Source organism: Pseudoalteromonas sp. BSi20495 (assembly GCF_000241185.1).
Taxonomy (GTDB): domain Bacteria; phylum Pseudomonadota; class Gammaproteobacteria; order Enterobacterales; family Alteromonadaceae; genus Pseudoalteromonas; species Pseudoalteromonas fuliginea.
This window is the reverse complement of sequence record NZ_BADY01000074.1, coordinates 1-21,722: the sequence shown is the minus strand read 5'-3', so window position 1 is coordinate 21,722 and position 21,722 is coordinate 1. Positions and strand designations below refer to the sequence as shown.

The following is a 21,722-nucleotide window of genomic DNA, read 5'->3' as shown; positions in this document are numbered from 1 at the left end:
TAACTAGCCACTTGTGCTGTCGCCACTGCCGCTTTTTTTTCGTTTGCGTGATTGATAGTAAGAATCCCAACTAAATATAGCAAGCGCACTCCAAATACATGCAAATGTAACTAACCTTTCTGCATCAAATACCTCACCGTAAAACACCACTGCGAGCATAAACATTAAGCTTGGCCCAATGTACTGAAAAAAGCCCAATGTAGTGTATTGCAAACGTTTAGCTGCGCCAGTAAAACACAATAACGGTAATGTAGTTATAATGCCCGCGCTAATTAGTAACGCATTAGTATGCCAATCGTTAGCGGGAAGGCTTGATGTGTCAGAAGGCGCCATTAACCACCAATAAACAAGCGCTACAGGTAATAATATAAGTGCCTCTAGCAATATCCCTGGCAGAGCTTCAACGGGGAGTTTTTTACGTAATAAGCCATAAAGTGCAAATGATATTGCCAATGAAAAAGCAACTACCGGAAACGAGCCAAAGCTAACGAGTTGCAATAATACTCCCGAAAACGCGAGTGCAACGGCAACGCCCTGAAACTTACGTAAACGCTCGCCTAAAAAAAGCATACCCAGCAATACATTTAACAATGGGTTTATGTAATACCCCAAGCTTGCATCCAGCATATGGTTATTATTTATCGCCCATATGAAAAGTCCCCAATTAAATCCCAGTAACGCTGAAGTAATAACAAGCATTAACACTAGTTTGGGCTGAACAATAATACGCTTTATTTTGTGCCAATATTTAAGAATACTTACCACAAGTACTAAAAAAACGACAGACCAAACAACGCGATGCATTAATATTTCAAAAGCTGACACATGCTGGATAAATTTAAAGTATATAGGTGCTAACCCCCACATCACAAATGCTAGGCAAGCAAAAACAGCGCCTTTACGCTGCTCTGTATCAATCGACATAATAAAAACACTTAGTGATACTAAAAGGTCGCTAGTTTACTCTCCATGGATTGTTTATCCAACTAAATACGTACCAGTACCAAACGCAATTTGAATAGCTTTTTCATTATGTAACTCCATTCGACATACACACACTTTGTTGCCTGAACGAATAAGCGTTGCACTCGCGGTGAACACTTCGCCTTTGCCTGGACGTAAATAATCGGTGCGTAAATCGATGGTTCCAAGCGTAGCTAGCCTCGTTTGCACACTACCAATATCTAAGTCTGTTAATTTATCAATCACACTTGCTGCAGCAAGCATTCCTCCCACATTATCAAGCACGGCTGAAATAACGCCTCCGTGTAATATTTTTTGCGCTGGATTACCAATAAATACATCCTGCCAAGGAAAGGTAATTTTTGCTTGTTCAGGACTCAGTGATTCTACCGATATTTGTAAAAACTGATTAAACGGCATGCCATTTACAAACAACGCCCCAACTTGTTCAATTAACATTTCTTTATTCATTATTATTCTCTATGCCAAAACTGGTAAGATGAGTAAAACATACATAGTGCAAAACTACGAGACTCCACTTAAATAATTCATCAAGTAACTCAGCTAAAGACATCTCGTTAAAAAACCACTAAAATACCCGCCAATGAATACATTAACACCACCTTCTAGTACGCTTGTGCGTAAACCAGAAACTGTCCTCAAACAAGTGTTTGGCTACAGCGAATTTCGCGACGGTCAAAAAGCAGTTATTGATGCAGCTATAAATGGGCATGACTCGCTTGTATTGCTACCCACAGGTGGTGGGAAATCTGTGTGTTATCAAATACCCGCTTTAGTGCTTGAAGGCGTAACCATTGTTATATCTCCGCTTATATCACTAATGCAAGATCAGGTAACGCAACTCCAAGCACTTGGCGTTAAAGCCGCTTACGTTAATAACAGCTTAGCGCGAGAAGAACAGCAATTGGTGTATCAACAACTTCACCAAGGTTTAATTAAACTATTATATGTTGCGCCTGAAAAAGTATTGCAGCGTGACTTTTTAGAACGTTTATCGCATTTAAATGTGAGCTTATTTGCCATTGACGAAGCGCACTGTGTGTCGCATTGGGGTCACGATTTTAGACCTCATTACTTTCGCTTAAACGAATTAAAGCAACGTTTTGCACATGTTCCTATGATGGCGCTTACCGCCACGGCTGATAAAGCGACCCGGTTTGATATCGTTGAGCAACTAAAACTACAGCAGCCTTATATTCATACTGGTAGCTTCGATCGTCCCAATATTCGTTACACCATAGAAGAAAAATTTAAACCTATGGTGCAACTGCTTCGCTACTTAAAAGAGCAAAAAAACCAAAGCGGTATTATTTATTGCACCAGTCGTAAGCGCGTAGACGACATTGCTGAAAAACTTGCAGACGCAGGGCTAAACGCTGCCGCTTACCATGCAGGTATGAGCAACGAACAACGACAATTTGTGCAAACTGGGTTTGCCCGCGACGACATTCAAATTGTAGTAGCAACTGTTGCTTTTGGGATGGGGATTAATAAACCTAACGTACGCTTTGTATTACATTACGATATTCCAAAAAGTATAGAGTCGTACTATCAAGAAACAGGACGAGCTGGGCGAGATGGCCTTGCCGCAGAAGCCATCATGTATTTTGATCCGGCTGATATTGGCCGTGTAAGGCGCTTTTTTGAAGACATTGATGACGAACAACGTCGCCGTGTAGAAGAACAACGCTTTAACGCCATGGCTAGCTTTGCTGAAGCACAAACGTGTCGCCGTCAAATATTGCTAAACTACTTTAGTGAATACCAGCGCGAACCTTGTGGCAACTGTGATATCTGCTTAAACCCACCTAAAAGCTTTGATGGTACGTTAGTCGCACAGCAAGCGCTTTCGTGCGTGTATAGAGCTGAGCAACGTTTTGGCCTAGGTTATATTGTAGAATTACTTCGCGGTGCAAACACGAGCCGCATACGCGATAACAACCATCATGAGTTAAGTACTTACGGTATCGGTAAAGATAAAAGCAGTGAATTTTGGCTTAGTATTTTACGTCAACTTATTCATCAGGGTTTACTAAGCCAAGATATAACACAAGGTGCGTCACTTAGATTAACAGAAGCCGCGCGTGCAATTTTAAAAAGTGAATATGCTTTGCAATTGGCTGAACCTCGCCTGCAAGCTAAGCACGTGTACCAAGATAAATTAGCGCAATTTAATTATGATAAAAAGCTCTTTGCCCGCTTAAGAGCACTGCGTAAAGAACTTGCTGATGCCGACGATGTACCACCGTATGTAGTATTTAATGATAAAACCTTGGCTGAAATGGCGCAGCTTATGCCAACAAATGACAGTGAGTTTTTAAAAGTGTCGGGAGTTGGTTTCACTAAATTAAATAAATATGGCGGCGCCTTTTTAACTGCAATTCGTAATTACTTAGCTACAAATTAAGAGCATTATGACAAAAATAGAATATGACCATACTCATAAATGTATTGTAATTACGCCCATCGAGCCTCCGCATGATGAAGACTTTGAGCTGTGGAGTACATTATTTTTACATTCAGACGATATAACGCTCAACGAGTATTCTGCTGGTGCTGACCGTCATCAAGTTCGCTTTAGCTACCAGCAGCAGACCTTTAATTTAAACTATGAGCACTACAGCCAAAGTATTTGGATAAATGGAGAAGGCACTGAAGCCGATCATCTACTTGCTGCACTCACCTTTTATTTAAGTTAGCGGCTTTAGTTCAAAGTCGTTATATTTAATTTTCAAACTCAATACTTTTAACTTACATTTTAGTAACTATGATGTAAGCTGATATTACGGTAGTAATTTGCTACGTAGCAGTAAAGGGTTTGAATGGTAACTAAGAAATGGATCACACAGTACTGTATTAGCTTAAGTATTTTAGCCTTATTCATGCAAAGCGCATTAGCACAAACTCATGATAATACTCGTTGCCAAGTTGAAAAGTTAGACCACTCTAATAATAAAAACTTACGCCGCCAACTCAACGACGATATCTCCATTGTAAGCGCTAAACCCAATGCTAAAATTGCCACTATTTCACTTAAGCAACTCAATGTATTTAATACCGAACTCGAAGAAGAAAATAATGCATTATTTCGCTTTGCCAACCGCGCACATATTCAAACCGAACCGGATGTAATTAATAACCTCCTACTGTTTGCCACCGGCGATAAATATGATGCTAAAAAATTAGCTGAATCAGAGCGCCTCCTACGCAAAGAAAGTTACTTATATGACGCCCAAATTAGTGCAACTGAGAACTGCGATGGTGACATTGATGTAAAGGTAGTGACTCGTGATTTATGGACGCTTCTACCTGAAATAAACTTTAGCCGCAGCGGTGGTGAAAATAAATCAAGCATTGGCTTTAGAGAATCAAACCTCTTTGGTTGGGGTAAACGCCTATCGTTTTCACGCACGACTGACAGCGACCGCAGTGGTTACTTATTTGTTTACGACGATCCTAATATTTTATCTACTCGCTACCGCGGCCGTCTAGAGTACGCCGATAACAGCGATGGCAAGCGCCATTTACTTGAGTTAACCTATCCATTTTACGCAATTGACACCCCTCTTAGTTACGGTATTTTAAGCTATTCAGAACAGCGCGAAGAGTCATTATATAAACGCGGCGAAGAGTTTAGCGAATTTGATCAAACTAGCGATTTAACCAGTGCATTTATAGGGCACTCTAAAGCGCTTAATAATAACTGGACCCAGCGCTTAACCTTAGGTTATACCGACGAGCAGCATACCTTTGAAGCTATAGACACCACCTTTGCACCACTTGCCGATGACAGAAGTTTAAGTTACCCATTTATAAGCGGCCACTGGTTTGAAGATAACTTTATAAAAGTACGCAATTTCGACAGTATGTACCGCACTGAAGATTTAAACCTAGGCTGGAATGTTAAAGCCCTTGTTGGTTACTCTGATGAATCTTTGAGTGATGATGATAGTCGTGCTATTTATTCATTAAATTTTAAAAAAGCACATTTTTCTGGCGATAATACTCTATGGCGTTTTAACACTGACATTGAAGGATATTGGAATAAAGAACACAAACAATTAGAAAACTTTAGGGCCACTAGTCAAATTCAATACTACTTAAACACCAGTGTTGATCAATCGTGGTATGTAAAAGGGCGTTTGCAATATGCTAAAAACTTAACTGCCGACCAACAACTTACTTTGGGTGGTGAAACTGGTTTACGAGGCTACCCTATGGATTATCAACACGGCGATCGCAGTTTTTTAGTTAGTTTAGAAAAACGCTATTATTGGGAGTACGATTTGCTTCAGCTATTTAAAGTAGGTGGCGCTGGGTTTATTGACGTTGGCCGAGCGTGGTTTAACGACAAAGATAATGGCGAGAACGATCACGTACTTAAAAATGTTGGCATAGGTTTACGCTTAGCCCCAAGCAGAGCTAACGCAGGTACTATGATCCACATTGACATCGCCGCACCGCTTGATAGTTATGACGATGTAGACTCAGTACAATGGTTAGTTAATGTGAAAAAATCTTTTTAAATAACTATTTCGCATCATCTTAAAACGTTAAACTAATTACTTAATTATTACTTACTCCCCATATGAGAATGTATTTTGGAACCGTTAGAGATTTTAGATTTTTTTGGTACACAATATAAACTGATTGTGACCCTGATCGCCTTACTACTTTATCCGTTGCTATTAAAGCTGACTAAAAAGCTTCTCGAAAAAACCATTAAGGGTAAAGTAGATTTACATCACAAATCGCGCGCAGAACTACTGCTTAAAATAATACTTGCCTGTGTAATGATATGCTTAGTACTGGTATTTTGGGGCATTGAATTACGTGGCTTACTTGTACTTGGCTCCTCATTATTTGCCATGCTAGGTGTTGCACTTTTTGCCGCATGGTCGTTATTAAGTAACTTAACTGCATTCTTATTAATGTTTATTCAAAACGACTGCCGCGTTGGTTATTGGGTACGAATTATTGATGGCGCGAATCATGTTGAAGGTCGCATTGTCGAAATGGGTTTGATGAATGTAGTACTTGAACACATTGATGGCCATCGTGTTATTTATCCTAACAATTTATTTGTGACGCGCCCTGTCATGGTTTTAAATAAAGAACCAAAACCAACAAAAACGCCTGTTATAAAGCGTATTATTGGCCCTAAAAAAACATAGTTAAAAAATAATAGTCACAAAAAAGCCGCAGAAGGTAATTACCTTCTGCGGCTTTTTTAATGCTTAACTAAACAGAATTTAAGTTAACGATTAATTATTTAGTTCCGCAGTTTTAAGTTCGTCATCTAAATCATTTATTTCGTCTATAAAGCTCTCTAGCTGCTGCTCAACTAAACCATTGTCACTCGCAAAGTAAGCTAGATGAAAGACTGCATCGCCCTCATTTACTAATGGCATCGTTTGTTGGCCAATAACAATCCCACCTTTAGGTGCTAAAAGCTCAAGTTCAGAGTCACCCAACGGACTACTAATATAAGCAAGTATTTGGCCCTTAATTACACGTTCGCCCAATGATACTTGAGCACGAACAATGCCATCAACTTCTGCGCGTATCCAACTTGTAGAACCTGCAATAATCGGATCTGGTAATTTTTTCGGGCGTTTGCCACGAATCATTTTTAAATGACGCATAACATAATCAACGCCCTGCACACCGGCTGCAATTGCAATAGGATCAAATCGTAGTGCTTCACCTGCTTCATAGGTTATAACAGGTATGCCTAAGTTAGCCGCTTCGCTGCGAAGAGAGCCATTACGCAGTGATGCATCTATAACCGCTGGCGTGCCAAATGCTTTAGCCATTTCAGCTGTTGCTTCATCTGCTAAATTAGCACGAATTTGTGGCAAATTAGTCCGGTGAATAGCCCCCGTATGTAAATCAATGATATGCGTACAATGTACTGCTACTTGATTAAAAAACATATAAGCCATACGTCCTGCTAACGAGCCACGTTCAGAGCCTGGAAAACTGCGGTTCATATCACGTCGATCTGGTAAGTAACGCGATTTATGAATAAAGCCAAACACATTCACAATAGGCACAGCGATTAACGTGCCACGTAACTGACTAGGATCTATTTTAGCAAGTAACTGGCGTACAACTTCTACGCCATTTAATTCATCACCATGAATAGCAGCACAGACCATTAGCACAGGTCCTTCCATTACACCATTCACCACTTCTATAGGAATATTAAGTGGTGAATGGGTGTAAAGCTTTGCGGCTTCTAAGGCAAGCGTTTTACGCTCGCCTACGCCAATCTGTTCACCTAATAAGGTAAAAGGACGGTTAATTTTAACCTTTGCCACGTGTTGCTGTTCCTTTACTTGAAGCATTCTTTTCGATGAAGTCAATCACCATACCTGCAATATCTTTACCTGTTGCGATCTCAATACCCTCAAGACCAGGTGATGAGTTTACTTCCATCACAAGTGGCCCACGAGATGAGCGAAGTAAATCGACACCAGCCACATTTAAGCCCATTGATTTAGCGGCTGCAACTGCTGTTTTACGCTCCTCAGGAGTAATACGTACTAATGTCGCGCTACCACCACGGTGAAGATTAGAACGGAACTCACCTTCTTGTGCTTGGCGCTTCATTGCTGCAATTACTTTATCGCCCAATACGAAACAACGAATATCTGCACCACCTGCCTCTTTAATATATTCCTGAACCATAATATTAGCTTTTAAGCCCATAAATGCTTCAATAACACTTTCAGCCGCTTTACGCGTCTCAGCAAGTACAACACCAATGCCCTGTGTACCTTCAAGTAATTTAATTACAACAGGTGCACCGCCTACCATTTCTAGTAAGTCTTTTACATCATCTGGTTTGCTAGCAAAACCTGTTACTGGCATACCAACGCCTTTGCGCGAAAGTAACTGAAGCGAGCGCAATTTGTCGCGCGAACGAGAAATAGCCACGGATTCGTTTACAGGGTAGACACCCATCATTTCAAACTGACGAAGTACCGAGCAACCATAAAATGTAACCGATGCACCAATACGCGGGACGATTGCGTCAAATTCTTTTAAATTTTCACCGCGATAGTGAATTTCTGGTTGCTCTGAATTTATATTCATATAGCAGCGTAGTGCGTCGATTACTTTAACTTCATGGCCACGTGCTTCTGCCGCTTCGATTAAACGACGTGTTGAATATAATTTTTTGTTACGAGATAAAATACCGATTTTCATAGTTAAAACCTTAACTAAATTGTATGCATTAATTATTTATGGCTGATTTTCAGACATAAAATTCAATACTTTTATAATAAATGAGATAAAGCCGTGTCAACAATGACACGATTTTCCATGGCTGTACGCCCTAATAACATTCTAAACTTCATTGTTGCTCGACTGGTTAAAGTCATCTCTATAGGCCAGCTATGCTTACCCGCATGCAATGTTGTTTCTATAAAATAACGTAATTCTTTTTGTCCACTTGAGCTTGTTACGTTTTTTATTTTTTTAACCTTTGCATTACAAGTGATTTTCGTTTGTTCATCATCTTGCAATGGCTGGGCTGTAAACTTAACCCATTTTTCTCCATCAACTTCGTACTCTTCAATGTTAATAGCATGAATACATGATGTACGAGCGCCTGTATCAATTTTAGCTTTTATTCGCTCAATACCCAGTTCAGGTAAGCTCAACCACTCACGCCAACCAATAGTGATCTTTGTCGTCATAAATGTGCCCTTAATAAAAAAGTGACTTATACGCTACAGGTAAAAAAACACCAACAAAATAAATTTATCCCGTCGACAAGTGAATTTGATTGATAAATATCGACCGCAAACTTCACTATATTTTTCTACTGCACAGTTAACTATCTTGGTTTGCTAGCAATTTAATTCACACCAAATTTATGCTTTATTAATTTAAAAACTAACTTATTAAAAATAAAGATAAGTCTATTTTGATTAAGTAGATACACTATAGTTAACAGTATTAAAAATACACTATTATGAGAAACTAATATGATTAATGGTTTACTCCACGCCCTAGTTCTTGACGAACGAGGTGGTGCACGCCCCATTTCAAACACTGATGAGCTACATAATTGGAAACCTGGACAGGGTAAGCTCTGGGTACACATGGATTACAGTCAAACAGAAGTCGTTACATGGCTTAAAAATTGTGATTTTTTAACAGATTACGAGCTAGAGTCGTTAACCGCAGATGAGACTCGCCCACGTATTACATCTGCCACAAATGGTCACATGCTATTTTTACGCGGGGTGAATTTAAATCCGGCGCAAAGCCCTGAAGATATGGTATCAATTCGCTTTTTCATTAATGAAGATATTGTAATTACGACACGTAAACGTCGATTATTATCAATTCAAGATATTTTAACATCGTTTAGTAGTAATACCGGCCCATGCAACATATCAGAATTAGTATGCGCAATAGCACAAAAATTGACATCACGAATGCAAAGCGTCATTGATTCGCTTGATGAAACATTAGATGATTTTGAAGAAGAAATAGACGAACCAAGTAAACCTTTTGATAACCAAGGGTTATCGCAACTACGTCGCCAAACAATCGCCTTAAAGCGCTACTTAAGGCCGCAAAAAGAAGCATTAAGCAGTATGGTGAACAACCACTATCCATGGTTATTTGATGACGATAAAGCAAAGTTAAATGAAACGACAAATTTGCTTATTCGCTATCTAGAAGAGCTAGATAGTGCCATAGAGCGGGCACAAATTATTCAACAAACAATCACAAACCAAGTGTCTGAGCAATTAAATCAGCGCATGTACGTCATGTCGGTTGTCGCTGCTTTATTCTTACCTCTGGGGTTTTTAACTGGCTTATTAGGTGTGAACGTAGGGGGCATACCTGGCACAGAGAGTCCATATGCATTTACGTTATTTGTGGTTTTTTTAATCGTATTAACGGGCAGTATTGGCATTTACTTTAAAAACAAAAAATGGTTATAAATTAAATTCATATACTATCAACGAGTATAAAAGCCACTCTACTTTGAATTAAAGTGGCTTTATAAATAATACTTAATTATTTAGTTACTCGAGTATAGCTAACATTTGTCATTGTGATTTTAGATTTAGTAATACCTAAATCTTTAAAGCACTCTTTAAAGGAGTTTGAATTACCCGATTCACCACAATTATCTAATGTATATGGGTCTTGCGATTGTAGGTAGTTACCAAATTTGAAGTAAGATTCGGAATCATCTTCGACCGGAATACCAAAAGTACTGCCAAGTGCGGTTACATCAACATCACCGTAATTATTCACAACTTTTAAATTAAATGAACCACCACTGGTTATAGTACCTAGTGCAAACTTTTCTTCATTACCACTGGTGTTACGCAAACGTACATACACGTCAAAAACACCATTATTTGCAGTACTATCATCAAAACCTGACTCTGACGAATCAGACACATACACTTTCATAATAGTGCCTGTATCACTTGCATGGTGTTGGGCAACAATAGTTTTTCCACCATCGGACATTTCAACTTTAACATTAGCTTCAAATACTTCGTAAGTGTCAGTCATCGCAACACGTAAATTAGATTTAACTTTATACTCATGACGCCAACCATTTCCATTAGGCGTAATATGTTGCGCTTCTAATGGCACAAATACTAATGTGCTATCGTTAACCAATGGATTAGGATTATCCCCCTCTAAATCAAAAATACTACCACTTGTAATACTGCTTGGAATATTACTTCCGCCACCAGTATCACCGCCGCCAGTATCACCCCCACCAGAGCCGCCACTGCTTAACGTAAAATCATCAAAACGTACATCATTCGAACTATTATTATGTTTAGCAAAAACTTGTAATGAATCCGTATTCGCAGAAGTAAAGGTTTTAGATACTTTAGTCCACGAAGAAACATCAAACTTCTCACTTTTAAACAAACCATTCAGATCATTGACTCCAATTTCACCTTTGCCTAGTACGTACGCACTTAATGTGTATTGAGTGTTTCTTTCTATATCAACAACTTGATGTACACGACCAGGGCTACCTTGAATTTTTAAGGATTTGGATCCTTTGTAAGCACTTCCCGAAATAGCTGCTGGTTCGACTTCATTCCAATTACTCCAGCCGTCTTCAAAACCAGCATTATTAATCGTTGCTGCTTGCAAAAAACTTGAGCTTGTAGTCATTATTGCAAAAATAAATAGGGATTTTTGATTAATCATTATCTTCATTTCTCCGAACCTGCACATGAAAATAATCTAACTGCCTAGTTTAGTGGCATTTCCACCGAACCTAGATCACCGCCTGTAAACAGGTTTCAACTTGTGTTTGTGTAACTGGTAATTTAATTTTAGATAAAAACCAATAATTGGACTTACAAAAATAAATTACCAATTGATATTGCCAGTGTGGCGAGACACAAGTTATATCTCTTGTAATAAATTTGCAATAATTAATTAAATAGGTAATAAGTATTAATACCATTTCTATTTCAGATTAAATACACACTAAAAATGATTTAAAACAGTAACTAATATTAATTAAAATATAAAAAGGATGGAGTTTAAATTTTTTAAAATAATGAATAAGCATTAAAAACACAAAAAATTGGTATACCAAAAAAATACAATTTAAAAATTTGCATAAACAAAAATACTGGTCTAGTCTTTTTTATAAATACAACGCCAACATTGGTTGACCAATTAAGCATACTTACTTAAAGTAAATATAAGATAAAAAATCACTTAACAATGGCAACATAGAAAATGCTCTAAACATGAAACTCCATACCCGTTGCATTAATAAATTAAGCAATGGGTAAATGGTTTAATAACAAGGTAAAAAATACAGGTTCAAATGGGGGGTTAACGCAGCAAGTGAATTATTCATGTGGCTCGAACGGTCAATGCTTTAAAAAATAGATACTAATACACTTAAGCAAGCCTTAACCTGTACATGAAGTTTATTAAGAAAATAAAAAATTCAGTTATCACTTTCATACATTTCACCTATTTTAGTGAGGTATTAAAACTTATTTATCTTTCGAGGTTAAATATACAGCAATGTATTTTTTAGGCAGAGCCTATGGTGTGTGATTATTTCCCCTAAATAGGCGATAACACAACATAAATACCACACATTATCAGCCCTTTGAGTTCGCCCTAGGCCGATTGACTCTTTGTTTTTTGTCTATATGACTATAGTTAAGGTGTATGTTCTGGACACAGAAGCTTTGCTCGGCTTCTACTCATTTTGTGTAGATGTAAGACAGTAGGGTAATGCTGGAGCTTTTACTAAATCACCTTGAACTCTGGATAATAAATCTATCTCAAGCAGTTATTTTCAGCGCTAACTGCATTGAATTTATACCAATTCACTTAATTAAGTGACCTGTTTTTTAGGTAAAAACCATGTCGATAACAAACAAAAAATTAGTTATTTAGTTGTTATAACTAATTGTTCTTACATGACTCTACCTTCTGTAACCATGTAGTCGTATATCAGATATTTTTAACACAATTAGCGTCAGATTTAATCCCTCAAATTGATTAAGCACTATTGCGGATTGGTATCATACACCTCGATAATACTCACTTTCAAAAGACATTAAAAAAGGCAAGCATCTATAATGCTCGCCTTTTATTTATGGTTATGCAGCTAATTACTCTTGAAAGTAAGTGCCCCAACCGTCATATTCTACTTCACATTCGACGGCTAATTGCGCTAATTTATCAACGTCTTCCATTATCACGTCTACATCAAGTTCAGCTTCAACAACGATGTCAAAACTCCAAATTTTACTGCCATCTTCAAGCTCAAGCTCTGCAGGCTCTTCAACATCGTAACCCAATTTGAACGCAGCAAGGGCTGCTTGTTCCAATTTAGGGAAATCTTCACACACAAAGTGGTGCTCTACTTCATAAAGTATTTCAGGATCAGATCCGTCTTCGAGTAATGAAGATACAATGTCTTCACTTATTTCACGCCAGTTTTCCATTATTTATCTCTCACTTGAGCATCTAATTCAGTTATTTTAGCAGCCATAATATTGTGTACATTTTGGGCGTGCTCGCGCGCGCTAATACTTTCATCAAGTGATATAGGCGCTAACATTTCAATGTAGATTGTACCATTATCCCAACGATTTAGCTTAATGGTTTTATGTGTTGTATTCATACACACCGGGACTATTGGTACTTCAGCACTCATAGCAGTATGAAAAGCCCCTGTTTTGAACGGTAGCAACCCTCTTCCATAACTGCGTGTGCCTTCGGCAAATACCCAAACAGACAACCCATCTTTCTTTATTTTTTCAGCAGCTTTCGAGATTGTACCTGCTGCTTTTGAACGATTTGCCCGATCAATTAAAATATTACCCGAAAGCCAATAAAGCTGACCAAAAAATGGAATCCACTTTAAGCTCTTTTTGCCTAAACTTACGCAGTTTTTGGGCACCATTGCTGGCACTGTAAATAAATCGTAGCTATTTTGATGATTAGCAACATAAACGGCAGGACCAATATCAACAGCATCTTTATGACGTGTTAAAACTAATTTAACACCAATCATTTTAGCCATTGAGCCAAACCAGCCAGCTATAATGTGTACGTTATTGGGATGAAATGGCCTTACTAATGACAATAGTAAGCCAAAAAAACAACTCAATAGTATAAATAGCAGCATAATAAAAATACGTATAACAGCGAGCAAATCGGCTTCTCCAAAAATCAGTTACAACTATTATAGCGTTATTTTGTGACACAAACGAGACAATAGCGCACAAGTGTACGCTGAAAAACTTTAAGTGCTTTATTTTAAAACAAAAACGGCCTGCAAATGCAGACCGTTTCTAATTATACAAAAAGTAATTGATTACTCTTCGTTAATGGCTTCTATTGGCTCATCATCTTGAGGAGTTAGCTCAACAACGGCTTCGTCAACACGCTGTAAGCCACGTGGTAACTTATTACCACGACGACCTCGCTCACCATGATAATGCTCTAAATCACTTGGTTTAAGTGTTAGTTTACGCTTACCAGCATGAAGCGTAACACTGCTTCCTAATGGCACAACAGCTAGCACTTTTACAAACTCTTCACGGGCTTGTACTTTAGCACCTGGTATAGAAATGATCTTATTACCTTTACCCTTACCTAATTTTGGTAAGTCTCGCAGTGGGAATAAAAGCATTCGACCTTCGTTAGAAATAGCCATACAGTAATCGCTAGCAACATCGTTCACTCTAATAGGAGAAAGTAATATGCCACCTTTAGGAACACTTACCAGCGCTTTACCATTTTTATTTTTACTCACTAAATCTTTAAAGTCGGTAATAAAGCCGTAACCTGCATCTGACGCCATAAGTAAGACTTGCTCGTCTTCACTCATTACCACGTGCTCAAAATTAGCACCTGGTGTTAAGTTAAAACGACCTGTCATTGGTTCGCCTTGGCTACGCGCCGAAGGCAGACTGTGCGCATCGGTTGCAAATGCCCGCCCTGCTGAATCTAAAAATACAGCCGGTTGATTGCTCTTACCCCGAGCCGAGGCTCTAAAGCCATCACCTGAACGATAATTTAAGCCTTGTACATCTAAATCATGGCCTTTACCAACGCGTGCCCAGCCTTTATCTGATAGCACAACAGTGACTGACTCTGATGGAATTAAATCTTTTTCGTTAAGTGCTTTCGCTTCTGAGCGCTCAATCACTGGCGAGCGACGATCGTCACCGTACATTTCAGCGGCTTCTTGAATTTCTTTTTTAAGCAGTGTCGACATACGACGTTCTGAGCCAAGTATTTGCGCTAATTTATCACGCTCTTTGGCTAGTTCATCTTGCTCACCGCGAATTTTAAACTCTTCAAGTTTTGCTAAATGACGAAGTTTTAATTCTAAAATAGCTTCTGCTTGCGTATCAGTTAAATCAAAGCGCTCCATTAGTACAGGCTTTGGTTTATCTTCACTGCGGATGATTTCAATCACTTCATCAATATTTAAAAAGGCGGCTAATAAACCTTCTAAAATATGCAAACGCGCTAATACTTTATCTAAGCGATACTGCAAACGACGGCGCACTGTTTCGCGTCTAAATGTTAGCCACTCACTTAAAATACAGCGCAAGTCTTTAACTTGCGGGCGACCATCTAGGCCTAGCATGTTTAAGTTTACGCGGTAATTTTTTTCAAGATCGGTGGTTGCAAATAAATGCGCCATCAATGGCTCAGCTTTAATGCGGTTTGAGCGTGGAATAATTACAATGCGTGTTGGATTTTCGTGATCTGACTCGTCACGTAAATCAGCAATCATTGGTAATTTTTTAGCGTTCATTTGCGCTGCAATTTGCTCAAGTACTTTACCACCAGAACATTGATGCGGCAGCGCTGTAATAACGATATCGCCATGCTCTTCGGTGTAAACCGCACGCATTTTGATTGACCCACGACCGGTTTTATATATTTTATGAATATCGGCTTTTGGGGTAATTATTTCAGCATCTGTTGGGTAATCTGGTGCATGGACAAGCTCAAGTAATTCTTCAAGCTCTGTTTTTGGTTTATCAAGTAATAAACAACATGCACTAGCCACTTCACGTACGTTATGTGGCGGAATATCGGTTGCCATACCTACGGCAATACCCGTTATACCGTTGAGTAAAATATGCGGTAAACGAGAAGGCAATACTACTGGTTCATCCATGGTGCCATCAAAGTTTGGCGTCCAATCAACTGTACCTTGACCAAGCTCTTTAAGCAGTACTTCTGAAAACTTAGATAAACGCGCTTCGGTATAACGCATTGCTGCAAACGATTTAGGGTCATCTGCCGCACCCCAGTTTCCTTGTCCATCTACCAAAGGGTAGCGGTAAGAAAACGGCTGCGCCATTAATACCATCGCTTCGTAACAGGCACTGTCGCCGTGCGGATGGTACTTACCGAGCACATCACCCACGGTACGAGCTGATTTTTTGTACTTGGCATTAGCCGACAAACCCAGTTCGCTCATCGCATAAATAATACGACGCTGTACTGGTTTTAAACCATCACCTACATGCGGTAAGGCGCGGTCCATGATCACGTACATGGAATAATTTAAATAGGCGTCTTCGGTAAAACGCCCCATTGTTTGTTGCTCAATTCCTTGCATTAGCAAGGTATCTGTATCACTCATTAAAGCTTACCTAGTTTTTCTTATAGCTTACACGGTAGATTACATTGGCGTAATCATCGCTTACTAACAGACTGCCGTCACCTAATTCTGCAAATGCAACAGGGCGTCCAAATGTTGTTTCGTCTTTCATAAAGCCAGTAATAAATGGCGTATATTTAGTTACGCGACCTACTTCAATTGTTGCTAGCCCTACTTTATAACCTGCCTTTTTAGAACGGTTCCATGAGCCATGTTCAGCAACAAATAATTGGTGCTTATAACTTGCTGGAAATTGCTTAGCGTTATAAAAATGAATACCTAGTGGCGCTACATGCGCAGGAAGCGCAAGTGCTGGCGACGTGTAATCGGCAATGTTTTTACCTTCACCAAACTCAGGGTCAATAATCGCACCGGCATGAACATACGGAAAACCAAAATGCTCACCTTCTTGCGTTGCGCGGTTTAATTCATCAGGTGGAATATCATCGCCCATCATGTCGCGACCGTTATCACTAAACCATAAGGCTTGAGTCGCTGGATGAAAATCAAAACCCACTGTGTTTCTAACGCCCTTGGCTATTGTTTTTATTTGTTTTGTTTCTACATTAAGCGCAAAAATACGGCCAAAACGCTCATCTTCAGCACAAATATTACACGGTACACCCACCGGAATGATTAATTCTCCCGTTGGTGCAAAACGTAAAAATTTCCAACCATGATGACGCTCACTCGGTAATGCGCCATAAACCACATCAAACTTTGGCTCTTTTAATTGGGTATCAATATTTTTAAAGCGAATAATACGATGCACTTCGCCTACATATAAATCGCCATCTTTAATCGCTATGCCAGAGGGCATGTTTAAGCCTTTAGCAACAACAATTTTTTTATCTGCTACGCCATCGCTATTATGATCAATAAGCGCGTATACATTGCCCGCTTTACGAGAGCCAACATACACAATACCTTTTTTTGAAACAGCTATTTGACGCGCATTTTCTACATCATTTGCAAATAAACTTATTTCAAATCCCGGTGCTACGGTGAGCTTATCGAGTATATTTTTAGCCATTGCAGGAGCAGTAGTTAGCCCAAGTAATAGCAAACTTCCTAGTAGTTTATTCATTCATATCTCCCAGTATTAAACACAGGCGATCAAACTTGCGCCTTGTTACCATGATCTTCTAACCATTGACGACGATCCGGCGATCGTTTTTTAGCAAGCAGCATATCCATCATTTCCATGGTTTCTATTTCTTCATCAAGCGTAAGCTGTACTAAACGTCGTGTATTTGGATCCATGGTTGTTTCGCGCAATTGCAGTGGGTTCATTTCACCCAGACCTTTGAATCGTTGCACGTTTACTTTTCCGCGTTTCTTCTCTGCTTCTATACGCGCTAAAATAGCGGTTTTTTCGCCTTCATCTAGTGCGTAATAAACTTCTTTACCAATATCTATTCTAAATAATGGCGGCATTGCAACATACACATGCCCTGTTTTTACTAACTCTGGAAAATGGCGAACAAACAATGCACACAATAGTGTTGCAATGTGTAGTCCATCCGAGTCTGCATCGGCCAATATACAAATTTTATTGTAGCGCAGTCCCGACATATCGGTTGATTCTGGATCAATTCCCAGTGCCACTGAAATATCGTGTACTTCTTGTGATGCTAATATTTGGCCTGATTCGACTTCCCACGTATTCAAAATTTTACCACGTAGCGGCATAATTGCCTGAAACTCACGGTCTCGCGCTTGTTTAGCAGAACCACCAGCAGAATCACCTTCCACTAAAAACAATTCGGTACGATCGTTATCGGCAGCACTACAATCGGTTAGTTTACCTGGTAATGCAGGGCCTGCAGTAACTCGTTTACGTACTACTTTTTTAGCTGCACGCAAACGGCTTTGTGCGTTTGAAATACATAGTTCAGCTAATAATTCTGCGGTATCGGTATGTTCATTTAGCCATAAACTAAACGAATCTTTTACAACACCCGATACAAATGCGGCACATGAACGTGATGAAAGTTTTTCTTTGGTTTGCCCTGCAAATTGTGGATCTTGCATTTTAACTGACAATACATAACTACAACGTTCCCAAATGTCATCAGGCGTTAGCTTTACACCACGCGGGAGTAAGTTTCTAAACTCACAAAATTCACGCATTGCTTCAAGTAAACCTTGGCGCAGACCATTTACATGTGTACCACCTTGCGCGGTAGGAATAAGGTTTACGTAACTTTCAGCTATTGATTCTCCACCCTCAGGTAGCCATACAACAGCCCAATCAGCGCCTTCAATAGAGCTTTTAAACTCACCTACAAACGGGTCTTGTGGTAATGTTTCAAAACCTTTAACGGCTTCAATTAGGTAATCTTTTAAACCCGTTTCGTAAAACCATTCTTGAGTTTCTTTCGTTTGCTTATTAACAAACTTAATACGCAGACCTGGGCATAAAACCGCTTTGGCTTTTAATAAATGATTAAGCTTAGTAATTGAATAGTTTGGTGAATCAAAGTAGCTAACATCAGCCCAAAAACGCACTGTAGTACCCGTATTGCGTTTACCGACGGTGCCTATTACACTCAAGTCTTCTACTTTATCGCCATTTTCAAATGCCATTCTGTATTGCTGGGCGTCTCGTCGTACAGTTACTTCTACGCGCGTAGATAGCGCATTCACTACAGAAATACCCACACCATGTAAACCACCCGAAAATTGGTAGTTTTTATTAGAAAACTTACCACCTGCGTGTAATTTAGTGAAAATTAACTCAACCCCAGGAATACCTTCCTCAGGGTGGATATCAATAGGCATACCACGACCGTCATCGCTCACTTCAAGTGAGTTATCTTCGTGGAGTATTACGTCGATACGTGTGGCATGACCAGCCATAGCTTCATCGACACTGTTATCGATAACCTCTTGGCCTAAATGATTTGGGCGTACGGTATCGGTGTACATCCCTGGGCGTCTTTTTACCGGATCTAATCCATTAAGTACTTCAATGGCTTCGGCGTTATAATTTTGATCACTCATAGTTTTTATCTTTATATGCGCTAAGGCTATGCTTAGCTAGTTTTACGTGATTTTAAGAAAATCTACAATACTGGTAAAGGTGTTATCAAAACCTGTATAGCTATGATCGCCACCAAACTCTACCCGTTGTTTGCATTGTGAATAATAGTTTACTGCATGTTGAAAATTAAGCACTTCATCGCCGGTTTGCTGTAATAAATACAGCAACTCAGGGTATTTTAGCTTATCTACAGACAGTATTTTTAAGGCATTTATATGACTGCTATTTAAATCATAATGATAATCTTGGTAAGGATTATAGTTTGGCCCAAGTAACGCTTGTAATAAATTGTATGGTGCTACCGCTGGATTAATAACCACTGCAGGAATTTGATAACGCTGCGATAAATATGTGGCAAAAAAACCACCTAACGAGCTCCCTAATAATACTGTATTAGGTGTTAGTAATTGCTCAAGCTTAATGATAGCTTGTATAGGCTCATGGTTTAGGCACGGTACACAATAATCAACGTCATAGTGTGCCATAAGCTCGCCAAAGCGCACAGCTTTATATGACTTATGTGAGCTATTAAAACCATGAATATAAATTACCCGTTTAGCCATACTACTTCCGTTTTCATGCCTATTTTATCTTTTTCTGTATCTATATAAAGCATTCTATAAGCTGGGCCGCAGTTTTGCTGTTGCCACTGCGCACTGTATTTTTTAAACTGCGTAGAACTCGCCGGTGTTGCAAACACGCTTAACTCTCTATAACTTTGCTCATATTCATTATGAACGTGACCATGGAAAACCCCAATAATATTACCACTATTTACCAGTACATTTAATAATTGAGGCCCATTTTCGAGCATGTGCTTATCAAGGTAGCCATTTATTGGTAACGGATTATGATGACAAAATATGATCTTTTTACTGCTTGATTGAACCAAACACTCCGTTGTTTCATCTAAATGCGCGCCAGTCACCCACCCAGCAGGTGTAGGACCTTTCGAATTAATAAGCAGTAACTCAATGCCGCTTGCCGCTATGTGTTTGGCACTATTTATTTGCCCACCACTTATACGGTTAAGCATTGTTATCTCATCGTGATTACCTGGCAACCAGAATACGGGACATGTTAATGCACTTTTATGTATAAGTTCACTAAACAATAGATAAGACTCAAAGCTGTGATCTTGTGTTAAATCACCACCAAATATCACACAATCAAGTGGTTTTTGAGCCATGTGTGCTAGTGCTTGTTCAAAATGCGATGCAGTGTTTACTCCAAAGTACTCACCGTCTTTATCGGCAAATAAATGGCAATCGGTTACATGCGCTATGCGCAGCACCGATTTATTAAATGTATGTTTATCATCAAACCAAGCCATTATTTACATCCCAATTAAGGGTCGCTTGTCCGTGTTCAACACAGGCAACAAGCCAATCATATAAAAAAGCGTTAAGTTGGTATTTTTCATCTTTTTGATGCATTTTAGGGTTAGGATACCCATAAGATGGCTTTATCCTTTGATGATAATCGTGATGAATAATCTCAGCTACTTTAGCGTCATGATACAATCTAACCGTTAAGTAAAGCGGTGCTATGCCTTTAACCATTCCTGTTAACTGCTTAATTGAAATATCCATAGTGTATTTTGCACTACCATCAATTTTTGTAGCAAACTCACTGTTGCCAAGTTTTACTTCACGAATGCTTCCTATATTGCGCTCGCTAGGCAGTAATTTTAATAGTCGCACATAATTATGCTCGCAAAGCGTTAAATACTTTGGGAGGCTTTGAATATATCGTTTTGTTGCTAATCGTGCTGTCAAAGTACCACCATAATATTAGTAAGAATTTATGCCCATTTACTTGCCATCTTTCCGCGATTAAGTGCAAGCCATTGCATACAGATAACCGTTGCTGCATTATCCATTTCACCGTTATTGAGGCGAATTAAGGCATCATCAACCGTTAATATATGGGTTTTTATGTCTTCACCTTCCGTTTCCAGCCCATAAACACCCGACTCTATTTGGCTTAAATCAGCGCGTGCTAAATACAAATGTAGGCGTTCAGTTGTGCCACCGGGGCTTGATAAGTATGAAAGCATAAACTCCAACTCATCTAACTCAAGCCCAGCCTCTTCAAATGCTTCTTTTTTAACGACAGCTTCATAATCATCACTACCATCGGTCATGCCAGCAATACATTCTAGCAGCCATGGCGAGTCCTTGCTTTTAATAGCGCCAATACGTATTTGCTCAATTAAAAGGAGAGTGTCTGATAATGGGTCGTACGGCAATACAGCAATAGCATCACCGCGCTCTAATATTTCGCGACGAATAGTTTTTGATTTTCCACCTGCAAATAATGCGTGTTCGAACTGATATAAGTTCACCTGAAAAAAACCTTTATAGAGATTTATTACAGGTTTTATTTTCACATCTTTATGTGTAAATTTAACCAAACTTTTATTTACCATGCATCGACTTCCTGTATATCTAAACGATTAAAATGCGTTAATATATTCTGTTACATTTGAACATGCGGTTTTACAAATTT

General features: G+C 39.1%; 20 protein-coding genes. 5 read left to right on the top strand and 15 right to left on the bottom strand.

Features of this window, described 5'->3' with window-relative positions:
- Window positions 1-3: 3 nt before the first annotated feature.
- Window positions 4-924 carry an EamA family transporter RarD gene (gene rarD, locus P20495_RS09845; RefSeq protein WP_008136378.1) on the bottom strand — a complete coding sequence of 307 codons (921 nt, stop codon included), beginning with the start codon at window positions 922-924 and terminating at the stop codon, window positions 4-6.
- A 54-nt stretch (window positions 925-978) separates the two neighbouring features.
- Window positions 979-1,434 (bottom strand): thioesterase family protein, encoded by a 456-nt coding sequence (locus P20495_RS09850; protein ID WP_008136377.1) that lies wholly within the window; start codon window positions 1,432-1,434, stop codon window positions 979-981.
- Between the two features lie 133 nt (window positions 1,435-1,567).
- Here P20495_RS09850 and recQ point away from each other — a divergent pair, with 133 nt between their 5' ends.
- The 4 genes from recQ to P20495_RS09870 all read left to right on the top strand — a co-directional run bounded on the left by recQ (window position 1,568) and on the right by P20495_RS09870 (window position 6,158).
- Window positions 1,568-3,391 (top strand): DNA helicase RecQ, encoded by a 1,824-nt coding sequence (gene recQ, locus P20495_RS09855; RefSeq protein WP_007376494.1) that lies wholly within the window; start codon window positions 1,568-1,570, stop codon window positions 3,389-3,391.
- Window positions 3,392-3,398: 7 nt separating this feature from the next.
- Complete coding sequence (locus P20495_RS09860; RefSeq protein WP_007376495.1) at window positions 3,399-3,683, top strand: DUF3630 family protein; 285 nt, start codon at window positions 3,399-3,401, stop codon at window positions 3,681-3,683.
- 123 nt (window positions 3,684-3,806) lie between these two features.
- On the top strand, window positions 3,807-5,510 hold the full coding sequence (locus P20495_RS09865; protein ID WP_008136376.1) for a BamA/TamA family outer membrane protein: 1,704 nt from the start codon (window positions 3,807-3,809) through the stop codon (window positions 5,508-5,510).
- Between the two features lie 75 nt (window positions 5,511-5,585).
- On the top strand, window positions 5,586-6,158 hold the full coding sequence (locus P20495_RS09870) for a mechanosensitive ion channel domain-containing protein (protein ID WP_007376497.1): 573 nt from the start codon (window positions 5,586-5,588) through the stop codon (window positions 6,156-6,158).
- 90 nt (window positions 6,159-6,248) lie between these two features.
- Here P20495_RS09870 and P20495_RS09875 read toward each other — a convergent pair whose 3' ends face one another.
- The 3 genes from P20495_RS09875 to P20495_RS09885 form a co-directional block, all read right to left on the bottom strand.
- The gene (locus P20495_RS09875; RefSeq protein WP_007376498.1) at window positions 6,249-7,307 is read right to left on the bottom strand and encodes a succinylglutamate desuccinylase/aspartoacylase family protein; all 1,059 of its coding nucleotides are present in this window, start codon (window positions 7,305-7,307) and stop codon (window positions 6,249-6,251) included.
- On the bottom strand, window positions 7,294-8,199 hold the full coding sequence (rimK, locus tag P20495_RS09880; protein WP_007376499.1) for a 30S ribosomal protein S6--L-glutamate ligase: 906 nt from the start codon (window positions 8,197-8,199) through the stop codon (window positions 7,294-7,296). The genes P20495_RS09875 and rimK overlap by 14 nt, the downstream gene beginning before the upstream one ends.
- A 71-nt stretch (window positions 8,200-8,270) precedes the next feature.
- The gene (locus tag P20495_RS09885; RefSeq protein WP_007376500.1) at window positions 8,271-8,693 is read right to left on the bottom strand and encodes an ATP-dependent zinc protease; all 423 of its coding nucleotides are present in this window, start codon (window positions 8,691-8,693) and stop codon (window positions 8,271-8,273) included.
- A gap of 291 nt (window positions 8,694-8,984) precedes the next feature.
- Between P20495_RS09885 and P20495_RS09890 the strand changes: the two genes are divergently transcribed.
- Window positions 8,985-9,956 (top strand): zinc transporter ZntB, encoded by a 972-nt coding sequence (locus P20495_RS09890; RefSeq protein ID WP_033015796.1) that lies wholly within the window; start codon window positions 8,985-8,987, stop codon window positions 9,954-9,956.
- 76 nt (window positions 9,957-10,032) lie between these two features.
- Here P20495_RS09890 and P20495_RS09895 read toward each other — a convergent pair whose 3' ends face one another.
- The 10 genes from P20495_RS09895 to P20495_RS09940 all read right to left on the bottom strand — a co-directional run bounded on the left by P20495_RS09895 (window position 10,033) and on the right by P20495_RS09940 (window position 21,642).
- A complete protein-coding gene (locus P20495_RS09895; RefSeq protein WP_007376502.1) occupies window positions 10,033-11,202 on the bottom strand; it encodes a polysaccharide lyase family 7 protein in 1,170 nt (389 codons plus the stop codon).
- A 1,439-nt stretch (window positions 11,203-12,641) separates the two neighbouring features.
- Complete coding sequence (gene rraB, locus P20495_RS09900) at window positions 12,642-12,977, bottom strand: ribonuclease E inhibitor RraB (protein WP_007376503.1); 336 nt, start codon at window positions 12,975-12,977, stop codon at window positions 12,642-12,644.
- Window positions 12,977-13,690 carry a 1-acylglycerol-3-phosphate O-acyltransferase gene (locus tag P20495_RS09905; RefSeq protein WP_007376504.1) on the bottom strand — a complete coding sequence of 238 codons (714 nt, stop codon included), beginning with the start codon at window positions 13,688-13,690 and terminating at the stop codon, window positions 12,977-12,979. Before P20495_RS09905 ends, rraB begins: the two co-directional genes overlap by 1 nt.
- A gap of 162 nt (window positions 13,691-13,852) precedes the next feature.
- Window positions 13,853-16,147, bottom strand: a complete 2,295-nt coding sequence (gene parC, locus P20495_RS09910) for a DNA topoisomerase IV subunit A (protein WP_007376505.1) — start codon at window positions 16,145-16,147, stop codon at window positions 13,853-13,855.
- Window positions 16,148-16,157: 10 nt separating this feature from the next.
- Window positions 16,158-17,252, bottom strand: a complete 1,095-nt coding sequence (locus tag P20495_RS09915) for a sorbosone dehydrogenase family protein (protein ID WP_008136373.1) — start codon at window positions 17,250-17,252, stop codon at window positions 16,158-16,160.
- A 29-nt stretch (window positions 17,253-17,281) separates the two neighbouring features.
- Window positions 17,282-19,171 carry a DNA topoisomerase IV subunit B gene (parE, locus tag P20495_RS09920; protein WP_008136372.1) on the bottom strand — a complete coding sequence of 630 codons (1,890 nt, stop codon included), beginning with the start codon at window positions 19,169-19,171 and terminating at the stop codon, window positions 17,282-17,284.
- A 42-nt stretch (window positions 19,172-19,213) separates the two neighbouring features.
- Complete coding sequence (locus P20495_RS09925; RefSeq protein WP_008136371.1) at window positions 19,214-19,774, bottom strand: YqiA/YcfP family alpha/beta fold hydrolase; 561 nt, start codon at window positions 19,772-19,774, stop codon at window positions 19,214-19,216.
- On the bottom strand, window positions 19,759-20,544 hold the full coding sequence (locus P20495_RS09930) for a metallophosphoesterase (RefSeq protein WP_008136370.1): 786 nt from the start codon (window positions 20,542-20,544) through the stop codon (window positions 19,759-19,761). Before P20495_RS09930 ends, P20495_RS09925 begins: the two co-directional genes overlap by 16 nt.
- Window positions 20,531-20,989: a DUF1249 domain-containing protein gene (locus tag P20495_RS09935; RefSeq protein ID WP_007376510.1), complete on the bottom strand. Its 459-nt coding sequence runs from the start codon at window positions 20,987-20,989 to the stop codon at window positions 20,531-20,533. The genes P20495_RS09930 and P20495_RS09935 overlap by 14 nt, the downstream gene beginning before the upstream one ends.
- Window positions 20,990-21,015: 26 nt before the next feature.
- The gene (locus P20495_RS09940; protein ID WP_008136369.1) at window positions 21,016-21,642 is read right to left on the bottom strand and encodes an NUDIX domain-containing protein; all 627 of its coding nucleotides are present in this window, start codon (window positions 21,640-21,642) and stop codon (window positions 21,016-21,018) included.
- Window positions 21,643-21,722 lie beyond the last annotated feature (80 nt).

Coding starts and splice junctions, on each gene's coding strand:
- rarD (WP_008136378.1), bottom strand. CDS start 924: ATGTCGATTGATACAGAGCAGCGTAAAGGCGCTGTTTTTGCTTGCCTA.
- P20495_RS09850 (WP_008136377.1), bottom strand. CDS start 1,434: ATGAATAAAGAAATGTTAATTGAACAAGTTGGGGCGTTGTTTGTAAAT.
- recQ (WP_007376494.1), top strand. CDS start 1,568: ATGAATACATTAACACCACCTTCTAGTACGCTTGTGCGTAAACCAGAA.
- P20495_RS09860 (WP_007376495.1), top strand. CDS start 3,399: ATGACAAAAATAGAATATGACCATACTCATAAATGTATTGTAATTACG.
- P20495_RS09865 (WP_008136376.1), top strand. CDS start 3,807: ATGGTAACTAAGAAATGGATCACACAGTACTGTATTAGCTTAAGTATT.
- rimK (WP_007376499.1), bottom strand. CDS start 8,199: ATGAAAATCGGTATTTTATCTCGTAACAAAAAATTATATTCAACACGT.
- P20495_RS09885 (WP_007376500.1), bottom strand. CDS start 8,693: ATGACGACAAAGATCACTATTGGTTGGCGTGAGTGGTTGAGCTTACCT.
- P20495_RS09890 (WP_033015796.1), top strand. CDS start 8,985: ATGATTAATGGTTTACTCCACGCCCTAGTTCTTGACGAACGAGGTGGT.
- P20495_RS09895 (WP_007376502.1), bottom strand. CDS start 11,202: ATGATTAATCAAAAATCCCTATTTATTTTTGCAATAATGACTACAAGC.
- rraB (WP_007376503.1), bottom strand. CDS start 12,977: ATGGAAAACTGGCGTGAAATAAGTGAAGACATTGTATCTTCATTACTC.
- parC (WP_007376505.1), bottom strand. CDS start 16,147: ATGAGTGATACAGATACCTTGCTAATGCAAGGAATTGAGCAACAAACA.
- P20495_RS09915 (WP_008136373.1), bottom strand. CDS start 17,252: ATGAATAAACTACTAGGAAGTTTGCTATTACTTGGGCTAACTACTGCT.
- parE (WP_008136372.1), bottom strand. CDS start 19,171: ATGAGTGATCAAAATTATAACGCCGAAGCCATTGAAGTACTTAATGGA.
- P20495_RS09925 (WP_008136371.1), bottom strand. CDS start 19,774: ATGGCTAAACGGGTAATTTATATTCATGGTTTTAATAGCTCACATAAG.
- P20495_RS09930 (WP_008136370.1), bottom strand. CDS start 20,544: ATGGCTTGGTTTGATGATAAACATACATTTAATAAATCGGTGCTGCGC.
- P20495_RS09940 (WP_008136369.1), bottom strand. CDS start 21,642: ATGGTAAATAAAAGTTTGGTTAAATTTACACATAAAGATGTGAAAATA.